Genomic DNA, 24716 nt, shown 5'->3' with positions numbered 1-24716 from the left:
GTGTCTTTTGGGGGCAAAGCACCTAGCTTGAACTATTCGCTAGGTGTGGACGTGCTGGTACCGGGTGCCGGCTTGGTCTGGCTGTCATGCTGCATGGTGGTGCCGGACATGTTTTCCATCCCGGGCATATTTTCCATGCCGGGCATGTTCTCCATGCTGCTGGCGTCGTTGGCCGGCGCATCGCTTGCGCTGACCGGTGTCGGCGGGGCAGCGCCATCGAGCGGCACGCCTTCGAACTTCAATTTGTCGCGGTTCTCGAGGCTTTCCTTGCCGGCGCCGCCCATCATGTCGATGTGCATCATTTCGCTCATGCACATCTTGCCCGGCGTCGCGCACATGTTCAGGATCGCGCTATAGAGATCCTTGTCCGTGGTCGCGTAGTAACGAACCGGCTCGCGCTCGCTTGGACGCTCGAGCTTGAGATAGGTGTCGCGATTGAGCGTGGTGCCGACGTTCTTGACCTGAGCCACCCAGCTGTCGAAGCCCTGCCGGTCCATGCCGCGGAACTTGAAGCGCATGTTGGAGAAGCCGGCGCCGCTGTAGTTCGCGGAAAAGCCGTCGTAGGCACCTTCCTTGTTGATGACCGCATGCAGCTTGGTTTGCATGCCTGGCATCGCATAGATCTGTCCGGCGAGCGCGGGGATGTAGAACGAGTTCATCACGGACGAGGCGGTGATCTCGAAGTTGATCGGAACATCGATGGGGGCAGCCAGTTCATTGACGGTGGCAATCCCGAGATCGGGATAGAAGAAGAGCCATTTCCAATCCAGCGCGACGACCTGGACCCTGAGGGGCTTGGTGTCGCCGGGTATCGTGCGTTCCGCATCGATGCGGTCGAGCGGGCGGTAAGGATCGAGCTTGTGCGTGGTGATCCAGGTGATCGCGCCAAGCACGATGATGATGGCGAGCGGAGCGGACCAGATGACCACTTCGAGACGCGTGGAATGATGCCATTCCGGATCATACGTGGCGGAGGCGTTCGACTGGCGGTAGCGCCAGGCGAAGAACAGCGTCAGGAACATCACCGGGATGATGATCAACAGCATCAGCAGGACCGATACGATGATCAGGTCACGTTGTTGCATGGCGATGTCGCCCGAGGGCGACATGACCACCAGATTGCATCCTGCGAGCATGAAAAATAGCGGCAGAATGACGAGGTGGCGGGAAAACTTTGACAGCTTTTGCACGTCGTTATTGCTCTTTTTGTTTCGTCACATCCGCGACTAAAGCACACAAACGTAAAGTAACATGAGGTTTTTGGTCGCAGTGCAGCAGAATTGCGGCGCTGCGGGATACGACGGCCCACATGCGATGTCAAAAGTTGGTGCGACGAAGAGACGCATTTAATGCGCCGCGCCAAATTCCTAGCCGACGCGGCGTCGCATTCGTGCAACTATATATCCTCGAAAGGCCGCTCGGCCACCGTTCACGACCTTATTTTAGCGCTCTCACGCACGATTCTGCAGGCCGCTCGAATTTTCGAAGGTCGTGATAAACTATTTCTGCATTCCGCCCTTGATAAGCACGCCAGTTAGTTCAAACTCTTACGTGAGGCGCTTTGCCGCAGCGCCTTAACGAGGGAGGCGTTTTGAATATGGCTAATGCGACTAACTATGGTCCTTCGTCCACGTCTATGGAGCGTGACGCGAGACAAATTCATGCTGACAAGCCGGTGTCGCCGAACAGCATTGCAATCGGTGTCGTCATTGGACGGACATCCGAATTTTTCGATTTCTTCGTCTACGGGCTAGCGTCGGTGCTGGTCTTTCCGCAGCTTGTCTTTCCGTTCGCGCCAGACAGGCTGACGGCCACTCTTTATTCGTTCGCGATCTTTTCGCTTGCATTCATGGCACGTCCCGTCGGCTCGGTGGTCTTCATGACTATCGACCGGCTATACGGCCGCGGCACCAAGCTTACCATCGCCCTGTTTCTGTTGGGGGGATCCACCGCATCCATTGCGTTTCTACCGGGCTACAACGAGATCGGCGTCTGGTCGATCGCGCTTTTGGCACTTTTCCGACTGGGGCAGGGATTCGCTCTCGGCGGGGCATGGGACGGCCTGGCTTCACTGCTGGCGTTGAACGCGCCGCAGAGCCAGCGTGGATGGTACGCGATGATCCCGCAGCTGGGTGCGCCGATCGGCTTCGCGCTGGCAAGCCTGCTGTTCGGCTATTTCGTCGCCAACCTTTCGTCCGAGGACTTCCTCAGCTGGGGCTGGCGTTACCCGTTCTTCGTCGCCTTCGCCATCAACGTCGTCGCGCTCTTCGCGCGCCTGCGCCTCGTCATGACGAAGGAATTCGGCACGGCGCTGGAACAGCATGAGCTCGAGGCCGCGCCTATCCGCGACGTCGTGCGCATTCACGGTCGCGACATCCTGATCGGCGCTTTCGTGCCGCTGGCGAGCTTCGCGATGTTCCACCTCGTGACGATCTTTCCGCTTGGTTGGATGAGCCTTTACGGCAATCAGCCGATCGGCGCTTTCATGCTGGTGCAGACGGTCGGCGCCATGGTCGGGGTTCTGGCCATCGTCGCCTCCGGCTTGATGGCTGACCGTATCGGCCGGCGCGGACAGCTGGCGGTTTGCGCGGTGCTGATCGCGATCTTCAGCTTCGTCGGCCCGATCATGCTCGGCTCGGGTTCGAACGGGCACGATGCCTTCGTGATCATCGGCTTCGGCGTCCTCGGCCTGTCCTTCGGCCAGGCCACGGGCTCGATCTCGTCGCGCTTCGGCCGCGGATACCGCTACACCGGCGCGGCGTTTACGTCCGATCTGGCCTGGCTCGTCGGCGCCGGCTTTGCGCCGCTCGTCGCGCTCAGCCTGTCCAGCCGCTTCGGTCTGACCTTTGTTGGCTACTACCTGCTGTCAGGCGCGATCTGCACGCTGGCGGCGCTGGCCTTCAGCCGGGCGCTCGAGCAGCGCGACTGACTGATCGCCCAATAAGAAAAGCCCGCCTGAACTGATGTTCGGGCGGGCTTGTTGCGTTTATCTACACGGCGCTGCGGGGACGCTTAGAGCCTTTCCTGGTTAGATTGAAGCATTCTGCCGGAGCAGGTTTTCGTCAGGGCAAAGGCGATTGGCGAAGGGCATACCCCAGGTACGGTCGAGCCGATCGCCTTTGATCCTGGCGGAAAGATGCCCGGCCCCAGCCGGTTTGCGAAGCAAACCAGCGGGGTTGGCTGAAACGGGCCGCCTGATCGTCCGGCCGGCTTGGCCGTATGCGTGGGCTACGACGCGCGCCTGCCGGACGACCATCCGACTCCGTTTGAGCCAACAGAATGCTTCAATCTAACCAGGAAAGGCTCTAATTCACCGGTTCCGGCTTTTTTGCCGCGCGCGCGGCGGTCAGTTCGGCGGTCGTGTGGTTCAGGCGGTCTGCGAGAACACGCATGATCTCGACCGCCATCTCTGGAAAATCACTCAGCAACTTCAGGAAATGCTCCTTGCTGATCCGGAGCACTTCGAGCGCCGAGGTGGCGCGAACGGTTGCGGTACGGGACACGTCGCAGAGGATCGCGATCTCACCGACGATGGAATTGGGATCGACATCGGCAACCTTGATGTCGCCGGCAGGCGAGCGAACAAGAATGTCGGCCGTACCCGAGAGGACCACATAGGCTGCATCGCCCGGGTCTCCCTGTCGGAACAGGTCCTGACCTGCGTTGTATGTCATGCGGTCCGAGGTGAAGGCCAAAAGCTTGAGCTTGGCCGGTGCTATCCGTGAAAAGATCGGCACTCGCCGCAGCATCTCGACTTCGTCTCTAAGCAGCATGAGCTTATTTTCTCCCTGCGCGCCCATGGCGCGCTTGCTAGAATGACGCGCGTCCTTTTGGCAGGACGTCGCTTTTGTAGCCCCTGTAGAATATTACGATAACAGTTCCTTGAACATACCGTTCTGTTCGGAAAGTTCCGGAAAATTACCGGCTTCGACCAGGCTTCCGCGGTCGAAAAGCAGGATTCGGTCGAAAAGCGCGGCCAGTCTGGCGTTCGAGAGAACCCACACGATCGCCGGGCGCTCGCCCTCGTGATGCAGGTCGTTGACGAGATTGTTGGTGATCTGGTCCTGCACCCGCTGATCCAGCGCCGACAGCGGCCGGTTGAGAATGATGTAGTCGGAACGCCTCAGCAGCGTTCGCGCGAGGTTCAGTTTCTGGCGCTGAACCATCGTCAGCCGCTTCCCGCCGGAGCCCACGTCGAACTCGAGCCCGATCGAAAGCACATCGTCGAAAAGATCGAGAGAATCGAAGAGGCCGACCATGAGCGATCGGATGCCTTCGGAAGCGTCGGCGCGCTGGTAGGCGATACGGCCGAACAAGACGTTGTCCATCAGGCTTGCCGACGAAATGAAGTGCTCGGGATCGTAGCGCTCGATGACCGCCGAGAGATCATCGGGAATGTTTTCGTGGAACTGCTTGCGCGCGCTGACGATCTTGGCCGTCAGCTCGTCGGTGAGGAGACCGAAGCGGTGGCGGGGTTCGATGTAGGCGAAGCTCAGCCGAATGATGGCCGAACGGTCTTCCGGCGTGGCGTCGTCGAATTTCCGGCTGCTGAGCTTCTGCAGCAGAGCTTGATAGGTCGGAATGTCGTCCGCCGTCATGAAGGTCAGCTGCTGGAAGAACGGATGGTCCGGCGGCAGGTCGTGGAAGAGTTCGATCGCGTTCTCGGCGATCTCCAGGCCCATGGCGTAGAGATCGTTGCTCAATCCCGTTTCTCGGAAGAGTGCTTGAAAATAGGGATGGGCGGCTAAGCGCCGGTTGTTCATGATCGGCCGCTTCATGGAGCCGAAAAGCAGGTTCTCGCCCACCGTTGCCTGGGCGTTGTAGCTGTCGAAGTCGAACGGAACGACGATGTCGCCCAGTTCCGACTGCTGCATTTTCTCACGCAGGGCGGCCCGGAGGTCGACGATATGCTCGGCAAGCTTGGTGTGGATCTGCGTATCCACCGTCGAGCGAAGCGCGAGGTCGAGAATATCCTCGGTGATCAGCACGGCGTCGAGAACCGGGCGCATGGCCGTCAGGATATCGGCTGGACCGGTGGCGCCGGCAGCGCGGTAATCCACCCAGTCGCTGTTTGGATCGAGCGTCGGATTGCCGGCCTTTATCGCTTCGGCGGCATGCCACTTCGCTTCCTGCGCCGTCTGCTCGTCGTAATCGGGCTCGGTCAGAGGCGCGTGTTTCAGACCGTAAAGAAGGTTGTCGCGCAGCGTCCCTTGGAAAAAATAGAGATCCGAAGAGGCATAGGAGATCCTGCGGCCGGAAACCGATTCCGGCAGTTCCAGCAGATCCTTCCCGTCGATGGTGATGCGACCAGAGTTTGCCCAGACCACGCGGCCGAGCGCTTCGGCGAATGCCTCCGCGCCGCTCGAATTGGGGCCGACGACGGCGACCGTCTCGTTCGGCTTGATTTCGACCGAGACGTGGTCGATCAGCTTGGCGCCACTGTCGTCGCTGACGGCCAGATTGGTGACGATGATGGGAGCCGCCAACATGGCGACATCGTCCATGGCAACCTTGTGAATGCTGTCGTCGATCAGCGGCTCGACGTTGAACTGCTCGTAGACCTGCTGGTATTTGACCTGCACGTCCTGGCGCATCTGGTCCCAGTCGATGAGTTCCTTCAGCGGCCCCGGCAGGTCCTTGTAGGCGCTGATGACGGCCACGAGCTGCCCGATATCCAGGCGACCCTGTAGCGCCAGATAGCCACCGATCGCGTAGAACAGGAACGGCGTCACCTGCGCGAGGAAATTGTTGAGAAACTTGACCAGGAATTTCCACTGATAGAGATCGTAGCGGATCGAGAAGATCAGCCCCAGCCGGGCGGCGATGTCGGCCCGTTCGAGGTTCGACGTGTCGTTGCCATGGATCGTGCCGATGCCATCGACGATTTCGCCGACACGGCCGGAAAGTTCGCGTGCCGTCAACTGGCGCTGGCGACCGAGTTCCAGCAGCCGCTTGCGCATGCGGGGGATGACGATCGCCTGAACCCCGACGATCGCGGCGGCGATCATTCCCAGCCAGAAGTTCTGCACGATGATGAAGGCAAGCGCCGTCAGCGCCTGGCCGCCGAGGAGCGCGGGCGAGACGAAAGCATCGCCCGTGAAGCCGCCCATGGGCTCGACTTCGTCCTTGATCATGGTGGCGATTTCGGCGGACTTCACACGCTTGAAGTGATTGGGCGGGAAGCGCAGAACCCGGTCGATCAGCTGAAAGCGGATGCGCCGCAGCATGCGCTCGCCGAGCCGGCCCTTGTAGGTGTTGATGTAGAACTTGAAGAGACCGTTGAGGACGACAAGCGCCAGGAAAACCAGGCTGAGCGCCATCAGCATCTGCTCGCGGCCGAGCTGGAGGCCCTGGAAGATCTCCACTTTTCCGATCAACGGAAACGTGTAGGAAAGCTCCATAAAGGTCTGTGTCGCACCCTCACCCTCGAAGCCGGAGCCCTGAATAGGTCCATTGACGATCTGCTTCGGCAGGTCGAACGACAGGAAGTAGGGCACCATCGAAAATGCGACGACCGCCAGAATCCAAAGCTGCTGCAGCCGCGTGTTCGACCAGATGTAGCGCGCGAGGCTTTTTTCCATTGCTAACCGTCGATTGTCTGGAAAATGTGAGACATCAATCCTGCACGAGAGGGCGGTGGTACCGAGAACAGGATCATGCTACCGGATCGCTCAACAAAAACAACGCGAAGCGGCGTGCATTGCTGGATGCCGATTCTCGCGGGAGTCTGTTTTATATCACATGATTTTCATAAAGCGCGAGAGTTTCACGCGAGCATGGCGCGAATGATTTCCGTTGTTCGTCTTGCGCCCTCAAGGTCGATATCGAGCTCGGCGGTGGTTCGCTTTGGAGCCGCGAGCGCCGCGCTCACCGTCGCCGCCACATGATCCGCCGTCAAGCCTTTCTCGGGCAGCAGTTCAGCGAGGCCCAGCTTGGCAAGGCGCTCGGCCCTGACGGTCTGTTCCGTCTCTCCACCGGCCACGAACGGGATCAGGATCGGCCGGCAATCGGTCCGCAGCAGGTCGCCCACCGTGTTGTATCCCGCCTGCGAAATGGACACGCGCGCGGCGCCGAGAAGCGACGGGAAATCCTTGCGGAACCGGACGAGCGTGACGTTCGGTGGTATCGCCTGCGACAGGGTCTCGAAATCCACCTCCGGCAGGTTCGGGCCGCTGATCAGCAACCAGCGCAGGTCAGCCGGCAGCATCTTCGCGGCCTGGGCGGCGGCATCAAGCAGCTCCATTCCAACCGCGCCGCCACCGGCGGATGCAATGATGTCGAATGTCTCCGACGCCTGCTCGGGCGGTGGTGGCGCCACGATCCCGGTATAGGTGATCTTGTCGGCGATATCGTGTGTCAGCGGGAATGTGTCCTCGAGGCGCACGAAACCAGGGTCGCCGTGAACAAGAACGCTGTCGAAATGCGCCTGCACGAGGCCCACGGTTTCGGCGTCGCGGCCGGCCTTGCGGTTTTCCTGCAATATGTCGCGTACCGAACTCAACAGTTTCGGTCGCGGGTTCGAACCTTCGATCGCTTCGATGAGAGGCAGAAGTTCGAAGCGCATCTGCCTGCGCCCGAAAGGAAACGCCTCGATAATGACGACGTCCGGCCGCGTGTCGTGAAACGCCCGCAGCAAGAGATCGCGGCGTCGATCGAGAAAATCCTGGTCGACCGCAACACCGCGTTCGTCGGCAAGGCCTGAAAAGCCGGCGTTGCTTGCCACCACGGGCGGCAACGCAACCGTCTTCAACCCCGCCGCCGGGAAGCCCGCGACAGGCAGGCCTCCGGTCACGACAGTGACGTCAAATCCATCGTTCTGCAGGGCATTGGCAATGCGGCTCGCGCGCGCGATGTGGCCGATGCCGAGCAGATGCTGAACGTAGAAGAAAACACGCGGAGCGCTCATGATGCCTTCTGCCACTCCTGTTGGAACAGCTGGCTGAGCTGGTCGATGCTGGCGTTGTAGTCGAAATGGCTGCGTACGCGCATTTCGGCGGCGTCTCCCAGCCTCCGCCGCAAGCCGGGATCGCGAATGGCCGTCTCCAGCGCCTTCGCCAGGGCCTTCGGATCATCGGGCTCGACCAGAAGGCCGTTTTCACCGTCCACCAGCAGCTCCGGAACGCCGGACACGGAGGTGGAGATGCAGGGGAGGCGCTGGCTCGATGCCTCGACCAGAACGTTCGGCAACCCGTCGCGATCGCCATTGGCGGCGATGCGGCAGGCGAGCGCGAAGAGATCGGCGCGGCGGTAGTGATCCAGGACCTCTTCCTGGGCGAGCGCGCCTTTCCAGATGATGCGCTCGGAGAGTTTGAGCTCGGCTGCCAGTGCTTTCAGCTTCGCAAGCTCGTCACCGCCGCCGATATGCTCGAAACGCCAGTGCAGATCGCCGGGCAGGAGCGCCAGCGCACGCAGCAAGGTGTCGTAACCCTTCTTCTCGACCGCCCGCCCGACACTGAGAAGGAAAACGGGTTTCGTGGGATCGCTGCCATCCTCTGCGGATCGCTCGCCGGGGAAATGGCCGAAGCGCGCGAGGTCGAGGCCGTGATAGCTGAGATGCACGGCGTCCTTGCGCGATGTCAGTGTGCGCATGTGCTGGTAGCCGTTGCGGGTGCAGGTGACGGCCCACCGGGCACTGGAAAGCTTTTCCGTCAGCTCCCAGTCGGGCGATGTCCAGATGTCCTTGGCATGTGCCGAGCAGGTCCAGGGCACGCCGGTCAAAAGGCTCGTATATTCGGTGACGGAGGCGGGCGTGTGGATGAAGTGCGCGTGCAGCCACTGGCCGCCATCCGGCCATTCGCGCGCGAGCACCATCGCCTGGCCAAGCCTGCGGAAGCGATTGCGCGAGACGTCGCGCGGCAAGTCCTTGAAAAAGCGCTTGATCAGCGCGCCGAAGCCGGATTTTCGGAAGCTTGAGAACAGCCCCTTCAGTACCCGCAACGGCTCCTCGTGCAGATATTCCGGCAGATAGACGACCCGCGCCTTGATCTCGTCATGGACGGGATGGCGCTTCTTGTCGGTCGGGCGACGCATCGAGATCAGGGTCAGGTCGAACCCGGCCTTCTCCAGACCGAGCAATTCCTGCGCTATGAATGTTTCCGAAAGGCGTGGGTAGCCCTTCAAGACGACTAGCAGTTTCCGGCGTGGCGGCAATGATACGACTTTCACTCGGCGCCGACGACGGAGAGGTGGCGTCCACGGTTGTCGAGCCAGCTGCCGACTGTCTCGGAGATATGGTTCAGGCCTTCAAGCCGCATGTTGGAGCCACTCATCGAGGGCGGCTGGCGGTGCGGCAGGCGCTTCAGCGCGTCGGCCATTACCGTCGCGTCGGCCGATGCTTCCGGCAGGAGCATCTCGACAAGGCCGAGTTCGCTGGCACGCCGCGCGCGCAGGAGTTGCTCCTCGCGCGGTTTGACACGCGGCACGATCAGCGCGGGTTTGTCGAAAGAGAGGATTTCGCAATAGGTGTTGTAGCCACCCATCGCCACCACGCCCGAAGCGCCGGCGATCAGCTCCTCCATGTTGTTATCGAATTCGATAACCTGGATGTAGGGGATCTTGGCGCCCTTCTGGACCAGCGCGGTGCGCTCGGCGACCGGCATGTAGGGGCCGAGCACGACGAGCGCCTTCTGCTGCAACGTCGGGTCCTGCTCGTAGGCATTCATCACGTCGTGCACCAGATCGGAGCCGTCGCCGCCGCCACCGGTCGTGACGAGGATATAGTCGTCATTTCGCGCATTGATCGAGGTCTTGTTGGCCGAGACGCTGCGCTGCAGGAAGCCTACGAAGTCCATCTTGCGGCGAACGCTGGCGGGCACGTCGAGGCCGACCAGCGGGTCGTAGAAATCGGGCGGGCCATAGACCCAGATCGAATCGTAATATTGATCGATCTTCTGCATCACACCGTTCTTCTTCCACTCGGCGTCGAGCAGGTGAGGGGCGTCCATGATCTCGCGCAGGCCAAGCACGAGTGTCGTGCCGCGCGCCTTGAGATAGGCCAACGTCTCCTCGACCTCGCCTTTCAGGCCCATCGGTTCCTTGTCGACGATAAAGATGTCGGGCTGGAACGTCTCGGCCGTGTGGCGGATGATCGATCCGCGCATCTTCAGCGTATCCTGAAGATCGATATGGCTTGCCATCGACGTATATTCGCCGTTGCGCAGCTTGATCACGCTCGGCACCTTCACGAAGTCGACGCGGGCGCGGTAGTCGAAAGCGCCGGCGATCGTCGCGCCCGAGATGATCAGGATGTTCAGGCCGCGATAGTCCTCGACCAGCGCATGCGCGATGGTGCGACAGCGTCGCAGATGGCCGAGCCCGAACGTGTCGTGGCTGTACATCAGGATGCGTGCGTCTTCCAGGCGCCGGGCCATGGACATTCCTTCCGGGCTACTCATCATCTAGCACCGCTGCTTCCAACGACGCTGGCGACCGATCGGGGGAGGATCAATCGTCGGCCGTTATTTGTAGGGATCTGCCGCATCGCGCAAGCCGTCTCCCAGAAAGTTGAACGCCAAAATAACCAAGACCACCGGTATAATTGGGAAAAGCAACCACGGATAGAACGCAATAACACTTACGCTCTTGGCCTCCGTGAGCAGGATTCCCCAGCTGGTGATCGGCGGACGAAGGCCGAGCCCGAGGAAGCTAAGCGCCGTCTCGCCGAGAATCATGCTGGGAATGGAAATCGTCGCGGAGGCGATCAGATGCGACATGAAGCCCGGCACGAGATGCCGGCCGATCACGCGCGGCGTACTGGCGCCCATCAGCTGCGCCGCCTGCACATAATCCTCCTCGCGCAGAGCCAAGAGCTTTGAGCGTACGGCGCGCGCCAGACCCGTCCAGTCGATGATCCCGAGAATGATCGTAATCCCGAAATAGATCACGAGCGGGCTCCACGTCACTGGCATGATCGCCGCCAGCGCCATCCATAACGGCAGGCTGGGAAGCGACTGAAGCACCTCGATCAGCCGTTGGACGATCAGGTCGAATACACCACCGCGGTATCCGGCAAGCCCACCGATGACAATGCCCAGAAAGAAGCTGATCGATATGCCGATCAGCCCGATGGTCAGGGAAATACGGGCGCCATAGAGAATGCGCGACAGCACGTCGCGTCCCAGGCGGTCGGTTCCGAGGAGAAACATCTGGCCGCCCGGCGCCGGGCAGACGACGTGGACATTCGATTGCACGAGACCCCAGAACTTGTAGGAATCGCCACGGCAGAAAAAGCGGATGGGCTGAACATCGTCGGGGTTGTCGGTGTATGTCCGCCGCAACGTGTCCATATCGAGCGACATGGTGCGTCCATAAACGAAGGGTCCGACGAATTTTCCCTTGTCGAACAAATGGATGCGCTGCGGCGGTGAATGAATGAAATCCACGTTCTTGGTGTGCAGGCTGTAAGGCGCCACGAATTCCACGATCAGGATCATCAGGTAGACGGCGATGAGGAAGACCGCCGATGCCACCGCCAAGCGGTGCTGCTTGAATTTCCACCACATGAGCTGCTTTTGCGAAGCAAGGTGGATGCGTGATTGCGCGGCCGTCATCGTTTCGGTCGCCATCGGATCGAATGGCGCTGTCGAAACGAAGTGCGGCAGCGGCGCGCCGGGTGGGGGCAAGGGCGACATTATTTGGTGCTCCTGCCTTGCAGGCGAATACGTGGGTCGAGGAAGCCGAGGGCGATGTCAGATATCAGCACGCCGATGACGTTCAGGAACGCCAAAAACATCAGGAAGGAGCCTGCAAGATACATGTCCTGGCTCTGCAGCGCCTTGATAAGCATCGGGCCGGTGGTCTCGAGCGACAGCACGATGGCGACGATCTCCGCCCCCGATATGATCGACGGCAGGATCGAGCCGATGTCGGCGACGAAGAAATTCAGCGCCATGCGCAGCGGATACTTGACCAGGGCACGCAGCGGATGAAGGCCCTTGGCGCGCGCCGTCACGACATATTGCTTCTGCATCTCGTCGAGCAGGTTGGCGCGAAGCCGCCGGATCATCCCGGCGGTGCCGGCGGTGCCGACGATGATGACGGGGATCCACAGATGCGAGAGGATCGATCTCGCCTTTTCCCAGCTCATCGGCTCGGCGAGGAATTTCTGGTCCATCAGGTGGCCGATGGTGACGCCGAACCAGATATTGGCGAAATACATCAGGATCAGCGCTAGCATGAAATTTGGAATGGCAATGCCGAGCAGGCCGAACAGTGTCAGGCCGTAATCGCCCCAGCTGTACTGGTGGGTCGCGGAATAGATGCCGATCGGAAACGCGATCAGCCATGTCAGCAGGATGGTTGAGAACGATACCAGGATGGTGAGCCACAACCGGTCGCCCACGACCTCCGAGACCGGCAACTGGTACTCGAACGAATAGCCGAAGTCGCCCTGCAGCATGCCGCCGACCCAGTAGAAATAGCGGACCACGGCCGGCTTGTCGAAGCCGTACTGTTTGCGGAGTTCCTCGATTTCCTGAAGGTTGGCGCTTTCACCCTGCGCCCGCAACTCGGCGATCTGGCTTTCGAAGAAGTCGCCGGGTGGTAGTTCGATAATGGTGAAGACCAGCGCAGAGATCACGAACAGCGTGGGCACCATGGCGGCGATGCGCCAGAGAATGTATCTCAGCATCGCTCAGGCCTCCTTGAACCAGAAGGTGTCGGGCATGTAGATGCCGAGATAGGATGTCGGGTCGAAGCCGTAGAGGCCCTGCTCCGGCACGTTTTGCAGTTTCGCCGACTTCAAAATGGGCTGCAGCGTGCTGTTGATCAGGCCGATGGAAAAGACCTGCTGCGTGTAGAGCGACAGCATCTGGTGCCAGATCGCCTGCCGTTCCTCGAAGCGCGAGGTCGCGCCCCAATGGCTGAGCAGGGCTACAAGCTGCTCGGCTTCCGGCAGGTCGGGCGCGGTTCCGCTCTGTCCGGCGGACAGATGGTACATGCCCCAGAGAGGCCATTGCAGCTGGTCATCCATGGTCGGTGCCAACTGGCTGGGCGACATGTCGGCGGTCGCCACCCCGTTGTCGATGCCGAACCAGATCGACATCATGATGCGGCCGCTCATCGCGCGGTTCTGGAAGATGTCGCGTTGCGAGGTGCGGGTATAGAGCGCAAGCCCAACCTGGCGCCAGTGATCGCGCACGAGTTCGAGCACGTCGGTGTCCAGATTGCTCTCGCCCGCGGTTTCCACGGTGATTTCGGCGCGGCGTCCATCCGGCAACAGGCGGATGTCTTCGCTGTCGCGCTCGGTCAGCCCCAGTTCATCGAGCAACCGGTTGGCCTCGTCGGGATCATAGGCGATGAAGGCGTCGGCATATTCCTGCTTGAACAGCGGACTATCCGGCAACACTGTATCGGCGCTTGGCTTGCCGAGGCCATAGAACGCCACCATGTTGATCTCGTGCCGGTTGACGGCGAGCGAAAGCGCGCGCCGGAAGCGCGTCTCCCGGAAAAGCTTGCGCCAGGCATCGTCGGCGCAGTTGAGGTTCGGCAGCAAGGCCACGCGCGAGCCGCGTATCTGCTTCCAGAGATTGACCTTCACCGGGAAGCGCTTCTCGGCGTCCTTCAGGTACGTGTAATCGGTAAAGTCGACACCCGTCGCCTGCAGGTCGGATCTCGCCCGCGCCAGCCTTGGCGGCGATGATCGAGGACGAGCTGACGTTCATGATGAACCGGTCGATATAGGGCAGTTGCACGCCGTTCTCGTCGATCCGATGGAAGTACGGATTGCGCACGAAGACGAACTGCTCCGCGGGCGGCGCAGTCGTGTTGACCCATGGGTCGAGCGATGGAAGGCTGGGGTTTTCGGGTCGCGAGGCGCGCGACATCTTGATGTGCAGATCGACCCACTTCTTGACCCGGTTCTCCTTCATCAACGCGGAGAGACGAAAGTCGTCCTGATACTTCTTGTGGAATTGCTTCAGATAGTGGCCGGGCCCGTAGATGACCAGCGGCAGCGGGCCGGCGAGCGCCGGCATGAAATTCGGGTTCGGTCGTTCCCAGGTGTAGCGCACGGTCAGGGGATCGAGCATCTCGAACCGCGGCAGATTCCCGTGAGGACGAAGTTCCAGCGCGCCGCCGCCCGGCGTCAGCTCCTTGTTGAGGATGACGTCTTCCCACCAGTAGCGGAAATCGTCGGCTGTGAACGGCGATCCATCGGACCAGCGATGCCCTTCCCGCAGATAGAAGGTGAAGACGGCGTCGTTTTCCGAGGTGAAGCCCATGAGGATGTCGGGCTGGATCTGCAGCTTTTCATCATAGCCGACGAGCCTCGAATAACCGTAGACCGTCATGTAGCGGATGTCCTTCGCGCTGCCGATAATGGTGCGCACGGTGCCGCCGTAGACGCCGGGCTGTAGCCCGGCCTTCTTCATGTTGATGATTCGCGGATGGGTCGGCAGGCGGTCCACCATCGGCGGAATGCGGCCCGCCCGCAGCCAGTCACGCAGGAATTCGGGCTCGATGTCGCGGTCGCCGACCGCCTTTGCCAATGAGGGGGCGACGGCCGCTCCAACCAGTCCCCCGATGAAACCACGACGCGTTACCATGCGCGCAACTCCTTCACGTCGGCGCCTTTGCGCGCACGCACGAAATGCCCGTTGCCGAGGTCGGCATAGGCGAGTTCCGATGCGTCGTCGTGCTCGGCGGTAAAGGTCACGCCCCAATTCTGCTTGTCCGCCGCGCCGTTTTTGCGAAGCGCTTCGAAGTCGAGCGGCCGGTCGAGATCGGGGAACGGCACGGCTGCGAGGAGCGATTTCGTATAGGGGTGAACGGGATCGCGCAGGATGATTTCACGCGGAGCGATCTCGACGATACGTCCCTTGCACATGACCGCGATGCGATCGGCCATGTAATCGACCACGGCCAGATTGTGCGAAATGAACAGATAGGTCAGCCCGAGTTCCTTCTGGAGATCCTTCAGGAGATTGAGGATCTGCGCCTGCACCGAAACGTCGAGTGCGGAGACGGGCTCATCAAGAATGATGAGTTTCGGCCCGAGTGCCAGCGCGCGGGCGATGCCGATGCGCTGGCGCTGGCCACCGGAAAAGCTGTGCGGATAGCGGTTGAGATAGCGCTTATCGAGCCCGATCGCGCCCATAAGCGCCTCGACCTTGCGATTGCGTTCGGCGCCGTCGCCACGATCATGGATCTCGAGCGGCTCGCTGAGGATGTTGCGCACGGTCATACGCGGCGACAACGACGACACAGGGTCCTGGAAGACCATCTGGATATTGGTGCGCAATTGCTGAAGGTCGTCGCCGGTCACCGACAGGACATCGACGGCATCCTTGCCATCGTTGAAGACCACCGAGCCGCCATCTGGCGCCATCGCCCGCATGAGGATCTTGCTGACGGTCGTCTTGCCGCAGCCGGATTCGCCCACCAGTCCAAGACACTCGCCACGGCGGATATCGAAGCTGACATCGTCGACCGCTCGAACGCCCGCGTGATCGCGCATGCCGAACAGGCCGCGGTTGCGCGTCTTGAAGGTCTTTGTGAGATTTTTCACCGATAACAGGACGTCCGGCCCCTCGATCTCGACCTTCTTCTTCTTGCCGACGAGGGATTCGAGATTGACGGGCACGTCGCGCAACGCCTTCAGCCGCTCGCCTTCGCGCATATCGAAGTGCGGAACGGCGGCCATCAGGCCTTTCAGATAGGCGTGCTGCGGATTGCGGAAGATCGATTCCACCGGTCCGGCCTCCATGATCTCGCCGTGGTAGATCACCACCACTTCGTCGGCCATGTTGGCGACGACGCCGAGATCGTGGGTGATCAGCAGCATCGCCATGCCGAGCTTGTGCTGCAGATCCCGCAGAAGTTCGAGTATCTGCGCCTGGATCGTCACGTCGAGCGCAGTCGTCGGCTCGTCGGCGATCAAAAGGGCAGGTTTGCAGATCAGCGCCATGGCGATCATGGCGCGTTGGCGCATGCCGCCCGACAGTTCGAAGGGGTACATGTCGAATGTCCGCTTCGGATTGGCGAAGCCTACGAGGCCAAGCATCTCCTCCGTCTTCTGCCGCGCTTCCTTTTTCGTCGCTTCCGTATGGATCAGCAGCGATCCGCTGATCTGGTTGCCCACGGTGTGCAGCGGCGACAGCGACGTCATCGGCTCCTGGAAGATGGTCGCCATCCGCCGGCCGCGCAAATCCCGCATCTCCTCGCTGTCGCGCGAGTATTGCAGGATATCGGTGGCTTTGCCATCCAGAGGGTCGGTGAAGACAATGCTTCCCGATGCCTGAGCCGGGTTTGGCAGGATGCCCATGATGCTCTGGCTGATGACCGATTTGCCCGAACCGGACTCGCCAACCAGCGCCGTCACTTTGCCGGGCAAAATGCGCAAATTCGCGTTCTTTACGACACGCAGCTTGTCGCCGAAAACCGAGAAGGAGATATCAAGATTTTCAATGCGCAGCAGATCGGACGCGGACGCCATACCAATGAAATTCCCCAGTTTTCTTCGTTCCCTTTACGACGACACTAGCGTACGGCAATCAGGGTGTCCAGTTGATGACGAACACATTGAAATTGGGGACATTTCTGCATTTTATTCGGCCAGGCCCAGGCCGTCGGCCCGGGGTTGTTATCGCATGAAGCTATCCGCGGTCGCGGCACGTCGCACAGCTTGCCCTCAGCATCCCGAAATTCCGCTTGTCGGTCAAACGTCCGGCAAGCGGCGAGATGTTTTCACAATACCCTTATGCACGGCCGTCGGAGGTGAATCTCGCGGTCACGTTCGCGTCAGTTTTCCAATATGGCTTTTGGCGGGTTTAATTCGCCGCGCTCTTACACTAGATCAGAGATCCTTTCTGTTTTAGGCGAGATCCGCTTTGCAAAGCACCTCTGTATTCGACGCTCTTTCAAACAAGATCGAGACTCGCACGGCGCGCGCCGGTATCATCGGCCTTGGCTATGTCGGCTTGCCGCTTGCCATGGCGATTGCCCGCAGTGGCTTCTCGGTCACCGGGTTCGATGTCGATCCGAAGAAGATCGTCGCCATCGATGCGCGTCGCTCCTATATCGACGCGGTCACCAGCGCCGATCTGCAAATCGAGATCGATGCCGGACGGTTTGCCGCGACGACCGAGTTTTCCGGCCTTGCCGATTGCGATGTCATCGTCATCTGCGTGCCAACGCCATTGACCAAGCACCGCGATCCGGATTTGTCCTTCGTTGAGGCGACTTCGCGCACGATCGCCGAGCATCTTCGCAAGGGCCAGCTCGTCGTGCTGGAATCGACGACATATCCAGGGACCACCGACGATGTGGTGAAGGTGATCCTCGAGAAGACCGGCCTCAAATCCGGAACGGACTTCTTCGTCGGCTTCTCGCCGGAACGTGAAGATCCCGGCAACCAGCATTTCAACACGGCCACGATCCCCAAGGTCGTCGCCGGCGACGGCGCGGAGGCCCTGTCGCTGATGTCGGCCTTCTATGGCGCCGCCGTGAAGACGGTGGTTCCAGTGTCGTCGAATGCCACCGCCGAAGCGGTCAAGCTGACGGAAAACATCTTCCGGTCGGTCAACATCGCGCTCGTCAACGAGCTGAAGACGGTCTACGCGGCCATGGGCATCGACGTCTGGGAAGTGATCGATGCGGCAAAGACCAAGCCGTTCGGCTACATGCCGTTCTATCCGGGTCCGGGGCTGGGCGGTCACTGCATCCCGATCGATCCCTTCTATCTGACCTGGAAGTCGCGGGAATACGAGTTGCCGACGCGCTTCATCGAACTCGCCGGCGAGATCAACTCGGCGATGCCGCGTTACGTGGTCGGCAAGCTCGCGGAAGCGCTGGATATCCGCGTCGGCAAGGCGCTCAGCCGTTCGCGTGTTCTCATGATCGGCCTCGCCTATAAGAAAAACGTGGCGGACATCCGCGAAAGTCCGTCGTTGCGGCTGATCGAGGTGATCGAGGAGCGTGGTGGCCGCGCGGATTATCACGATCCGCATGTGCCCGAAATTCCATCCACGCGGGAGTATCAGGCTCTGAAGGGGCGTCGCTCCGTGGCGCTTACCGACGAGGTGCTGGCAGGCTATGACGCGATCCTGATCGCAACGGATCACGACGGCGTCGATTACAAGTGTCTTGCCGAAAGTGGCGCGCTGATTGTCGACACGCGCAACGTGTTCGCGCGGCTCGGGATCGCCGCCGACACGATCGTCAAGGCGTGACCTCGTCGATCGACAGCGTCTTGCCGGTGATCTGGCTGGCGGCGACGGCGTAGCCGCCGCTTGCTCCATCGATGAAATGCATATGATCGCGCGAAAGCGGCGTCGGCACGAAGCAGGTCATGAGTGCCGATGTCTGGCTGTGAAGCCCATAGCGCGCGATGCCGTCGGCCTGCGCCTTCTCCAGCAGCGTACGGATGAGACCGAGACGATGTGCGTCGATGTCGAGCGTCATCTTCAGGCCGTCGTCGAACTTGCGAAAATCGGAGTTGCCGGCGACATCTCGCTTGTAGAGCCGGGCATCGAAGCTTCCGAATTTCAGGTTCAGCTTGTGCAGGACAACGGTGAGCGCGATCTGCAGCATGATGATGATACGCTGCCGCAGCCGCCCCGCGTGCGGCGCCGTCGCGCGGACCTCCCGGTTGATGCCTTTCAGCGAGAAGCCAAGCGCCGGCCCGTCGGCCGGCACCGGATGCGCATCGCGGCTCTGCTCCGTGGAGATGGCGACCACGTCGCTGACCAGCTGTCGGAATTCCGGCGTCACGCCACGCTCGCCCGGCACCGCGATGATCGAAGCGATCTCGCCGTTGCTGGATCTCGATCGGGTTCCAGCGGCAGGAAAGGCCGGTCAGATCCGGCCGCGCGCCTGCCGGCGCCGGTTCGATGGCATAGTTGCCCTCCTTCATCTGCTTCTCTGCCCAGCTGCCTCCGCCGCCCGCGAACATCGCGTAGCTGACGAACGGGCTCGCCGAATAGCGCGCGACGCGCACGTCCAGTCCCTCGCGCCGGATGTCGCTGATCGGCACCAGGGCAATGCGCAGTGTCAGCTGCAGATCTTCCTCGGCCCATCGCTGAGTCGCGGCAAGCGCGTCACGCGCAGCCGCTTCCATCGAGCCGGGCAGGGCGACGATCGCCCCGTCGCCGCCGAAAACGAAGGGATAATCGCCCTTTCCAAGCGCATTGAGCACGGCGGAGATGACGCTCGCTCCCGCCATGTTCACGTCCTTGTAGCGGCCATCCATGATCGCCTGCGTCGAGCCCACGATATCGGCGACCGCCAACACCCAATCATCCGGCAGGCGCCGATAGTTATTGGTATCGGTGACGCCCTCGAACTGATCGAAGACCGGCACGCTGGCGAAGAAGCTGTCGTTCGAAATGTCGTTCATACCAGAACTTAGAACAGACAGCCCGACCTGCGGCAATGCATTTTCGGCTCGGGCCGGTCTTGCCCGTTTCCAATTCGACATGCGGCCGGCGACGACGATAACCTTCATGTGAGTTTGCCGCGTGCCGGCGCATGCCTGCTTGCGCGGTCGAACCTTTGCCGCTAGCTCTGTCACCAACGCACATGCCTGCAACGCGGGCTTGCATCCTTCCTTCCCACGAACGCGATGTCCCGACATCCGCTTTCAAGACTTACGAACGGACACAGTCGCAGATGAGCCGCCTCGACAGCTTCATTCGCCGTTTGACGGCCCAGCGTGATATTCTGAACTCCATCGTCGATCTGGTTCGGACAATCGAGGGCCCGGTGCTGGAATTCGGGCTTGGGAACGGCCGAACCTACGATCATCTGCGCGAGCATTTTGCCGATCGCCGCATCATCGCCTTCGACCGCGATGTGCGCTCCTATTCCTCCTCGACGCCGCCTGCCGAGAACATGGTGACCGGCGAGATCCGCGAATCTGGCCAGGCGTTCGTCGGTATCGGTGCTGCTCTCGCGCATGCCGATATCGGCACGGGGCATGACGAGATCGATGCGGTGACGCTGACGTGGCTACCGCAACTGATGGTCGGCGTTCTGGCAACGGGCGGCATCGCTGTCAGTGGTCTGCCCATTGAACGGCCCGAGCTCGAGCCGCTGCCGCTTCCACCAGGTATCAAGGAAGGCCGCTACTACCTTTACCGTCGGCGCTGATCAGGGCAGGAACAGCACGTCGTATTGCTCGATGTCGCCGGGCAGATCCTTCACGGCCATTTCCTTCTCTCCATCTTCGAAGAAGACAAGGCAGCGATCGTAGAAACCGGCAAGGGTGGCGATGAACTCGCCTGTCTGCGTGGAGCCGTAGAAGCTTGGCGTGAACTCCATGTAGAGCGGCACACGGCGCGACAGGAGCGGAACCATGGACCGGCAGGCGACCGGCTCGTATCCTTCGATATCCATCCAGACCAGGCCGATCGCGGCGGGGTCGATCGAAAGGTCGGCCAATATCTCCGTTACCGGCCGAACCGGGACGCTGATCTTCGTGTCGCTCGGGCTTTGTCGGATCGCGCTGCTCTTGCCGTGATTATTGGCATTCATGAAGAAGTCGATCTCGCCCGACATGTCGCCGGCGGCGCAATTCACCGCGGTCACTTTGTCGTCGAGCCGATTTTGCCGCAGGTTGAGCTGCAGCAGCGGAAAGTTGCGTGGATCGGGCTCGATGGTGACGATGTGCCGATAGGCGCCGCTGAGCGCGAAATACACCGTCTGCGTGCCGATATTGCCGCCGATCTCGAGCAGATGCGTGTCGCCTCGCAACAGGCCGCGTTGGCGCAGGATCGTCAGCAACCGGTCGACGTGATCGCGCTCGAAATGACCTTTGCGGAACACCTTGCGACCGATGTAGTCGGCGGGAGAAAAGGTCATCAGGTGGTCGCCGGCATCGACCGTCATGGAGACGACGCGCGGCCCGATGCTTTCGATCAGAATCCGGCGGCCGGTGCGCGTGTCAAGCAGCCTGCGCGCGATCGCGTTGCGCGCCTTGCGCCAGCGTTTTGTCCAGTATTTGGCGGTCAGCCGCGATTGGCCGGGCATCAGGTCTGTCCTTCGAGCAGTTCGATCGCCTTGTCTCGCGGAATGACATAGACTTTCAAGGGCAGCGCGCGGCCCCTGACGCTGATTTCACGACTTTCTATGCCGCCCATGTCGGCGCCGGCGAGCGCGGCCACCGGTTCGGAGACGACAAGCGCGACCTCGAATTCCTTCGCGGCCGCCTCCAGGCGACTGGCGACGTTCACCATGTCGCCGATCGCCGTCGTGCTGCGGGCGCGGCCAAAGCCGAGCGTTCCCACCACCGCCGGGCCTGTATGAATGCCGATGGCGATGCGCAGCGGCATCGACAGTTCGTCCGACAGTTCCTCGCTCAGCTTCTCGATGTCGCGCGCGATCGACGCCGCGGCCGTCAGTGCTTGCCGGCAGGCTTCCTCGGGCGAAGTGCCGATGCCGAAGAGCGCCATGGCGCCGTCGCCGATGAATTTGTCCACCCGGCCACCTGCCTTTTCGACAGCATTGCCGACCAGCGCGAAATAGCGGTTGAGCAGGAAGACGATATCGAAGGGCAGGCGGTCCTCGGTGAGGGCGGTGAAGTCGCGAATGTCGCAGAAGAGGACGGCGATCTCGCGTTCTCGACCGGGCGCCGTTTCCTGCGTGTTGATGGGGAGGGCCGCTTCGGCCGCGCGAAGAAGCAGCGGCACGACCGTCACGTCGTGGGTCGGGCGCAACTGGCAGGCAAGCCGGACGTCGGGCGCGGCATTGATCCGCTTCAGCGTCGATTGTTCCATCCGGTCGGGTGCGGGGAGGGCGTCGAGATTGCTCAGCACCTGCACCCGACAGGTAGAGCACTGACCCTTGCCACCGCAGACGGAATAGTGCGGGATACCCCCAAGCCGGCTCGCTTCGAGAACCGTGGAGCCGCGCGGAACACGCACCAGTTCCCCGCCTTGATAGTGCACGGTGATCTGGTCGGCGCGCTCCTTCCAGCGGCGATGCGTCCTTGCCGCGAAGACGAGAAACAGAGCGCCCGCGAACGACCCGTAAAGGCCGGTGCGGATCATCGTGACCTGCGCGACCGCCTGCGGATCCTTCATGTAGCGCGAATTGAGATTCTGCTTCGTATCTGCCGACATTGGCAATTCCCTCATAGGCTGGCTCGGCAATGGTGCGGCCCATTTCGATGAAGCCGAGGATGGCGAGCACAGGCAAGAGGATGGCCACGACCAGCAGAGACGCCTGTATATTGCTGTACCAGGTGCGATAACGTAGCCAGTAATGCAGGCCGATGCAGGCGTGGAACCACACGACAACGAGTGCTACGACCTGGCGCAACCCGTTGCCGGGCGCGGTGATCCACAGCGTGCGCACGACCGTTTCGTAATTGTCGCGGTATCCGTAAAGCGCGCTGACGACACGCGTGCCGACGACATGGTCGATCAACAAAATGGGAATTGCCAGGCCAAGAACGATCTGCGCAAGCTCGCCCTTCGGCATGACAAGGCTGCGCCGGACGTAGATCGATCGCATGACGAGTGCGATATGGGTCAAAATCGCGCCGTACAGAAGCAAGGTACCGACCGGATTTCGCCACAGTGCGGTGAAAAGCCGCCTGCCTTCTTCCGCCGCGGTAACGGAAATGAGGCCGAGCGCATGATTGGAGAAATGCAGGAGCACAAAGGCGAACATGACAAGGCCGGAGCCCAGCCGTGCGCGCCTGATCGAGCGTTCCGAAAAAATGCTGCTGCCTGCCGCGACGCTCGCCATTCAATCCCGTTCTTGAAACCCAAATCACATTTGCACTAGTGATAGGGCAATTGAGGTTTTATTGCCGCCTTTCGACCGTCCGTGCACGTCACATGTTCGTCAGCAAGCCGTAAGGATGAAGACCATAGCAAACTTTCGCCCGGCGGGCACAGGGGCCGGTTTTGAACACTGCGTCTCAATATGGATGACCTCATGCGCATAGCATTCTACGCGCCGCTGAAGTCGCCCAACCATCCGGTGCCATCGGGGGATCGGCTGATGGCGCGGCTGCTGATCCACGCCCTGCAGATGGGTGGGCACACGGTGGAAATCGCGTCCGAATTCCGCAGTTTTGCGTCGACACCGGCAGCGGCGGTCGGCCTCGAAGGCGAGATGGCCTGCGAGCTGCAGCGACTGCGGGCCAAGTGGTCGAGCGCGGGCAAGGCTGATTTATGGTTCTGTTATCACCCCTATTACAAATCGGTGGACCCTTTCGGGCCGGCGCTATCAGCGGAATTCGGGGTTCCTCTCGTCACCGCGGAAGCTTCCTACTCTCCCAAGCGCGATCAGACCGACTGGGCGCCGCACCAGGCGCGGGTCGGCGCGATGGTCAGGGATGCCGCGGTCAATATCGCCTTCACGCGGCGCGATCGATTGGGCCTGGAGCAGGCGATCCCTGAAGCGCGCATCGCGGCACTTGCCCCCTTCATCGACACCACGGCATTTGAGGAGCTGCAGCCGGTGCCGGAGCCGACGCGGCTGATCACCGTTGCGATGATGCGCGCCGGCGACAAGATGCAAAGCTACACGATGCTTGCCGAGGCGCTTGCCGCGATAAGGCACAAGCCGTGGACGCTCGCCGTCGTGGGTGATGGTCCGATGCGCGGTGAGGTTGAGCGTCTCTTTTCGACATTCGAGCCTGGAAGGATCGATTGGCTTGGAGAGCGTGGCGCGGATAGCATCGCTCAAGAGCTCGGCAAAGCGGGCGTCTACGCATGGCCGGGCTGCGGCGAGGCTTATGGGCTTGCCTATCTCGAGGCACAAGCCGCGGGCCTGCCGGTCGTCGCGCAGAATACGGCCGGGGTTCCCGAAGTCGTCCAGGCTGGCTTGACCGGATTGCTGACAGCGGAAGGGGATGTTGCCGCCTACGCTTCGGCGATCGACGCATTGCTCGACGATCCCTCCAGACGCACGGCGATGGCGCGCGCCGCGCGCCGCTTCGTCTTGAGCGAAAGGTCGCTTGATATCGCGGCCAAGGTGCTCGACGACATTTTATGCAGATACACGGGAAAACAACGATGACGGCTCATGATATCTGGACGCCATTGCTGACCGAGCTTGACCGGTGGCAGGCCGCTGGCAAGGTCGCCCGTTTCTGGCTTCGCGACGACGACGCGATCGAGCCGACGCCAGCGCTGGAGAAGCTGTTGGAGCTAGCCGCCAACGCCGGCCTGCCCTTGACGCTCGCCGTCATTCCGGCGTCCACGGGCGAGGCGCTGGCAACGCGGCTGGCTGACGAGCGGCACGTGCTGGTGGCCCTGCATGGATGGTCGCACACCAACCACGCGGGACCTGACCAGAAGAAGCAGGAACTTGGCGCGCATCGCGCGCCGGATATCGTGCTTGGTGAACTGCGCGACGGTTTTGCCATTCTGCAGCGGCTGTTCGGGCAGCGGTTCATGCCGATGCTGGTGCCGCCCTGGAACCGGATCAACGGCGCGCTTATTGCGGAATTGCCGACGCTTGGTCTTAAGGTACTGTCCGTCTACGGGGCTGCCAAGGCGGATAGCCCGATCAAGCTGCTCAACACGCATGTCGATATCATGAACTGGCACGGCGTCCGTGGCGGCAGGCCGCATGCTGAGCTGGTTGCCGATGTGGTAGCGGAACTGCGCACTCGCTTCGATGATGACGCGGAGCCGATCGGCATTCTCACGCACCATCTGGTGCATGACGAGACCGCCTGGGCGTTTCTCTCCAACCTTCTGACCGAGACGAGCGCCCATCCGGCGGTCAGATGGGCATCGGCAACGTCACTGGTCGAGAGCTAG

General features: G+C 61.3%; 15 protein-coding genes and 3 pseudogenes. 5 read left to right on the top strand and 13 right to left on the bottom strand.

Annotation, left to right across the window (positions count from 1 at the left end; translation table 11 throughout):
- Window positions 1–32 precede the first annotated feature (32 nt).
- Window positions 33–1190: a ubiquinol oxidase subunit II gene (gene cyoA, locus P3R82_RS03360; RefSeq protein ID WP_283193001.1), complete on the bottom strand. Its 1158-nt coding sequence runs from the start codon at window positions 1188–1190 to the stop codon at window positions 33–35.
- A 407-nt stretch (window positions 1191–1597) separates the two neighbouring features.
- Between cyoA and P3R82_RS03355 the strand changes: the two genes are divergently transcribed.
- Window positions 1598–2929, top strand: coding sequence for an MFS transporter (locus tag P3R82_RS03355; protein ID WP_283193000.1), 1332 nt, complete (start codon window positions 1598–1600; stop codon window positions 2927–2929).
- A gap of 376 nt (window positions 2930–3305) precedes the next feature.
- On the opposite strand, the gene P3R82_RS03350 is transcribed toward P3R82_RS03355, so the two are convergent.
- The 9 genes and pseudogenes from P3R82_RS03350 to P3R82_RS03310 form a co-directional block, all read right to left on the bottom strand.
- Window positions 3306–3773 carry a cyclic nucleotide-binding domain-containing protein gene (locus P3R82_RS03350; protein WP_183898299.1) on the bottom strand — a complete coding sequence of 156 codons (468 nt, stop codon included), beginning with the start codon at window positions 3771–3773 and terminating at the stop codon, window positions 3306–3308.
- A 93-nt stretch (window positions 3774–3866) separates the two neighbouring features.
- On the bottom strand, window positions 3867–6581 hold the full coding sequence (locus P3R82_RS03345) for an ABC transporter ATP-binding protein (protein ID WP_283192999.1): 2715 nt from the start codon (window positions 6579–6581) through the stop codon (window positions 3867–3869).
- Between the two features lie 185 nt (window positions 6582–6766).
- A complete protein-coding gene (locus P3R82_RS03340) occupies window positions 6767–7906 on the bottom strand; it encodes a glycosyltransferase (RefSeq protein WP_283192998.1) in 1140 nt (379 codons plus the stop codon).
- Window positions 7903–9150 carry a glycosyltransferase gene (locus tag P3R82_RS03335; protein WP_283193500.1) on the bottom strand — a complete coding sequence of 416 codons (1248 nt, stop codon included), beginning with the start codon at window positions 9148–9150 and terminating at the stop codon, window positions 7903–7905. Before P3R82_RS03335 ends, P3R82_RS03340 begins: the two co-directional genes overlap by 4 nt.
- An 11-nt stretch (window positions 9151–9161) precedes the next feature.
- Window positions 9162–10370, bottom strand: a complete 1209-nt coding sequence (locus P3R82_RS03330) for a glycosyltransferase family protein (RefSeq protein ID WP_283192997.1) — start codon at window positions 10368–10370, stop codon at window positions 9162–9164.
- A gap of 87 nt (window positions 10371–10457) precedes the next feature.
- Window positions 10458–11630 (bottom strand): ABC transporter permease, encoded by a 1173-nt coding sequence (locus P3R82_RS03325; protein WP_183898295.1) that lies wholly within the window; start codon window positions 11628–11630, stop codon window positions 10458–10460.
- On the bottom strand, window positions 11630–12628 hold the full coding sequence (locus P3R82_RS03320; RefSeq protein ID WP_183898294.1) for an ABC transporter permease: 999 nt from the start codon (window positions 12626–12628) through the stop codon (window positions 11630–11632). The genes P3R82_RS03325 and P3R82_RS03320 overlap by 1 nt, the downstream gene beginning before the upstream one ends.
- A gap of 3 nt (window positions 12629–12631) precedes the next feature.
- Window positions 12632–14543 (bottom strand): annotated as a pseudogene (locus P3R82_RS03315) (ABC transporter substrate-binding protein).
- Entirely contained in the window at window positions 14537–16432 is a 1896-nt protein-coding gene (locus P3R82_RS03310; protein WP_283192996.1) for an ABC transporter ATP-binding protein, read from the bottom strand. The pseudogene P3R82_RS03315 and the gene P3R82_RS03310 overlap by 7 nt, the downstream one beginning before the upstream one ends.
- Before the next feature lie 394 nt (window positions 16433–16826).
- Between P3R82_RS03310 and P3R82_RS03305 the strand changes: the two genes are divergently transcribed.
- Window positions 16827–18167: a nucleotide sugar dehydrogenase gene (locus P3R82_RS03305; RefSeq protein WP_283192995.1), complete on the top strand. Its 1341-nt coding sequence runs from the start codon at window positions 16827–16829 to the stop codon at window positions 18165–18167.
- Here P3R82_RS03305 and P3R82_RS03300 read toward each other — a convergent pair.
- A pseudogene (locus tag P3R82_RS03300) lies at window positions 18157–19333 on the bottom strand (DUF3095 domain-containing protein). The gene P3R82_RS03305 and the pseudogene P3R82_RS03300 sit on opposite strands and share 11 nt — an antisense overlap.
- 272 nt (window positions 19334–19605) lie before the next feature.
- Between P3R82_RS03300 and P3R82_RS03295 the strand changes: the two are divergent.
- Window positions 19606–20085: a class I SAM-dependent methyltransferase gene (locus tag P3R82_RS03295; protein ID WP_283192994.1), complete on the top strand. Its 480-nt coding sequence runs from the start codon at window positions 19606–19608 to the stop codon at window positions 20083–20085.
- Here P3R82_RS03295 and P3R82_RS03290 read toward each other — a convergent pair whose 3' ends face one another.
- Window positions 20086–20964: an FkbM family methyltransferase gene (locus tag P3R82_RS03290; protein WP_283192993.1), complete on the bottom strand. Its 879-nt coding sequence runs from the start codon at window positions 20962–20964 to the stop codon at window positions 20086–20088. It lies immediately after the preceding gene.
- Window positions 20964–22686, bottom strand: a pseudogene (locus tag P3R82_RS03285) (adenylate/guanylate cyclase domain-containing protein). Before P3R82_RS03285 ends, P3R82_RS03290 begins: the two are co-directional and overlap by 1 nt.
- A gap of 192 nt (window positions 22687–22878) precedes the next feature.
- Between P3R82_RS03285 and P3R82_RS03280 the strand changes: the two are divergent.
- Window positions 22879–23967, top strand: coding sequence for a glycosyltransferase family 4 protein (locus P3R82_RS03280; RefSeq protein ID WP_283192992.1), 1089 nt, complete (start codon window positions 22879–22881; stop codon window positions 23965–23967).
- A complete protein-coding gene (locus tag P3R82_RS03275; protein ID WP_283192991.1) occupies window positions 23964–24716 on the top strand; it encodes a polysaccharide deacetylase family protein in 753 nt (250 codons plus the stop codon). The genes P3R82_RS03280 and P3R82_RS03275 overlap by 4 nt, the downstream gene beginning before the upstream one ends.

This window comes from Rhizobium sp. AN80A, from assembly GCF_030053015.1.
In the GTDB taxonomy this organism is placed as follows: domain Bacteria; phylum Pseudomonadota; class Alphaproteobacteria; order Rhizobiales; family Rhizobiaceae; genus Rhizobium; species Rhizobium metallidurans.
Note: the sequence above shows the minus strand (reverse complement) of the source record. Positions and strands in the feature narration are given on the sequence as shown.

Coding starts and splice junctions, on each gene's coding strand:
- P3R82_RS03325 (WP_183898295.1), bottom strand. CDS start 11,630: ATGTCGCCCTTGCCCCCACCCGGCGCGCCGCTGCCGCACTTCGTTTCG.
- P3R82_RS03310 (WP_283192996.1), bottom strand. CDS start 16,432: ATGGCGTCCGCGTCCGATCTGCTGCGCATTGAAAATCTTGATATCTCC.
- P3R82_RS03345 (WP_283192999.1), bottom strand. CDS start 6,581: ATGGAAAAAAGCCTCGCGCGCTACATCTGGTCGAACACGCGGCTGCAG.
- P3R82_RS03280 (WP_283192992.1), top strand. CDS start 22,879: ATGCGCATAGCATTCTACGCGCCGCTGAAGTCGCCCAACCATCCGGTG.
- P3R82_RS03355 (WP_283193000.1), top strand. CDS start 1,598: ATGGCTAATGCGACTAACTATGGTCCTTCGTCCACGTCTATGGAGCGT.
- P3R82_RS03275 (WP_283192991.1), top strand. CDS start 23,964: ATGACGGCTCATGATATCTGGACGCCATTGCTGACCGAGCTTGACCGG.
- P3R82_RS03330 (WP_283192997.1), bottom strand. CDS start 10,370: ATGGCCCGGCGCCTGGAAGACGCACGCATCCTGATGTACAGCCACGAC.
- P3R82_RS03340 (WP_283192998.1), bottom strand. CDS start 7,906: ATGAGCGCTCCGCGTGTTTTCTTCTACGTTCAGCATCTGCTCGGCATC.
- P3R82_RS03295 (WP_283192994.1), top strand. CDS start 19,606: ATGAGCCGCCTCGACAGCTTCATTCGCCGTTTGACGGCCCAGCGTGAT.
- P3R82_RS03290 (WP_283192993.1), bottom strand. CDS start 20,964: ATGCCCGGCCAATCGCGGCTGACCGCCAAATACTGGACAAAACGCTGG.
- P3R82_RS03350 (WP_183898299.1), bottom strand. CDS start 3,773: ATGCTGCTTAGAGACGAAGTCGAGATGCTGCGGCGAGTGCCGATCTTT.
- P3R82_RS03320 (WP_183898294.1), bottom strand. CDS start 12,628: ATGCTGAGATACATTCTCTGGCGCATCGCCGCCATGGTGCCCACGCTG.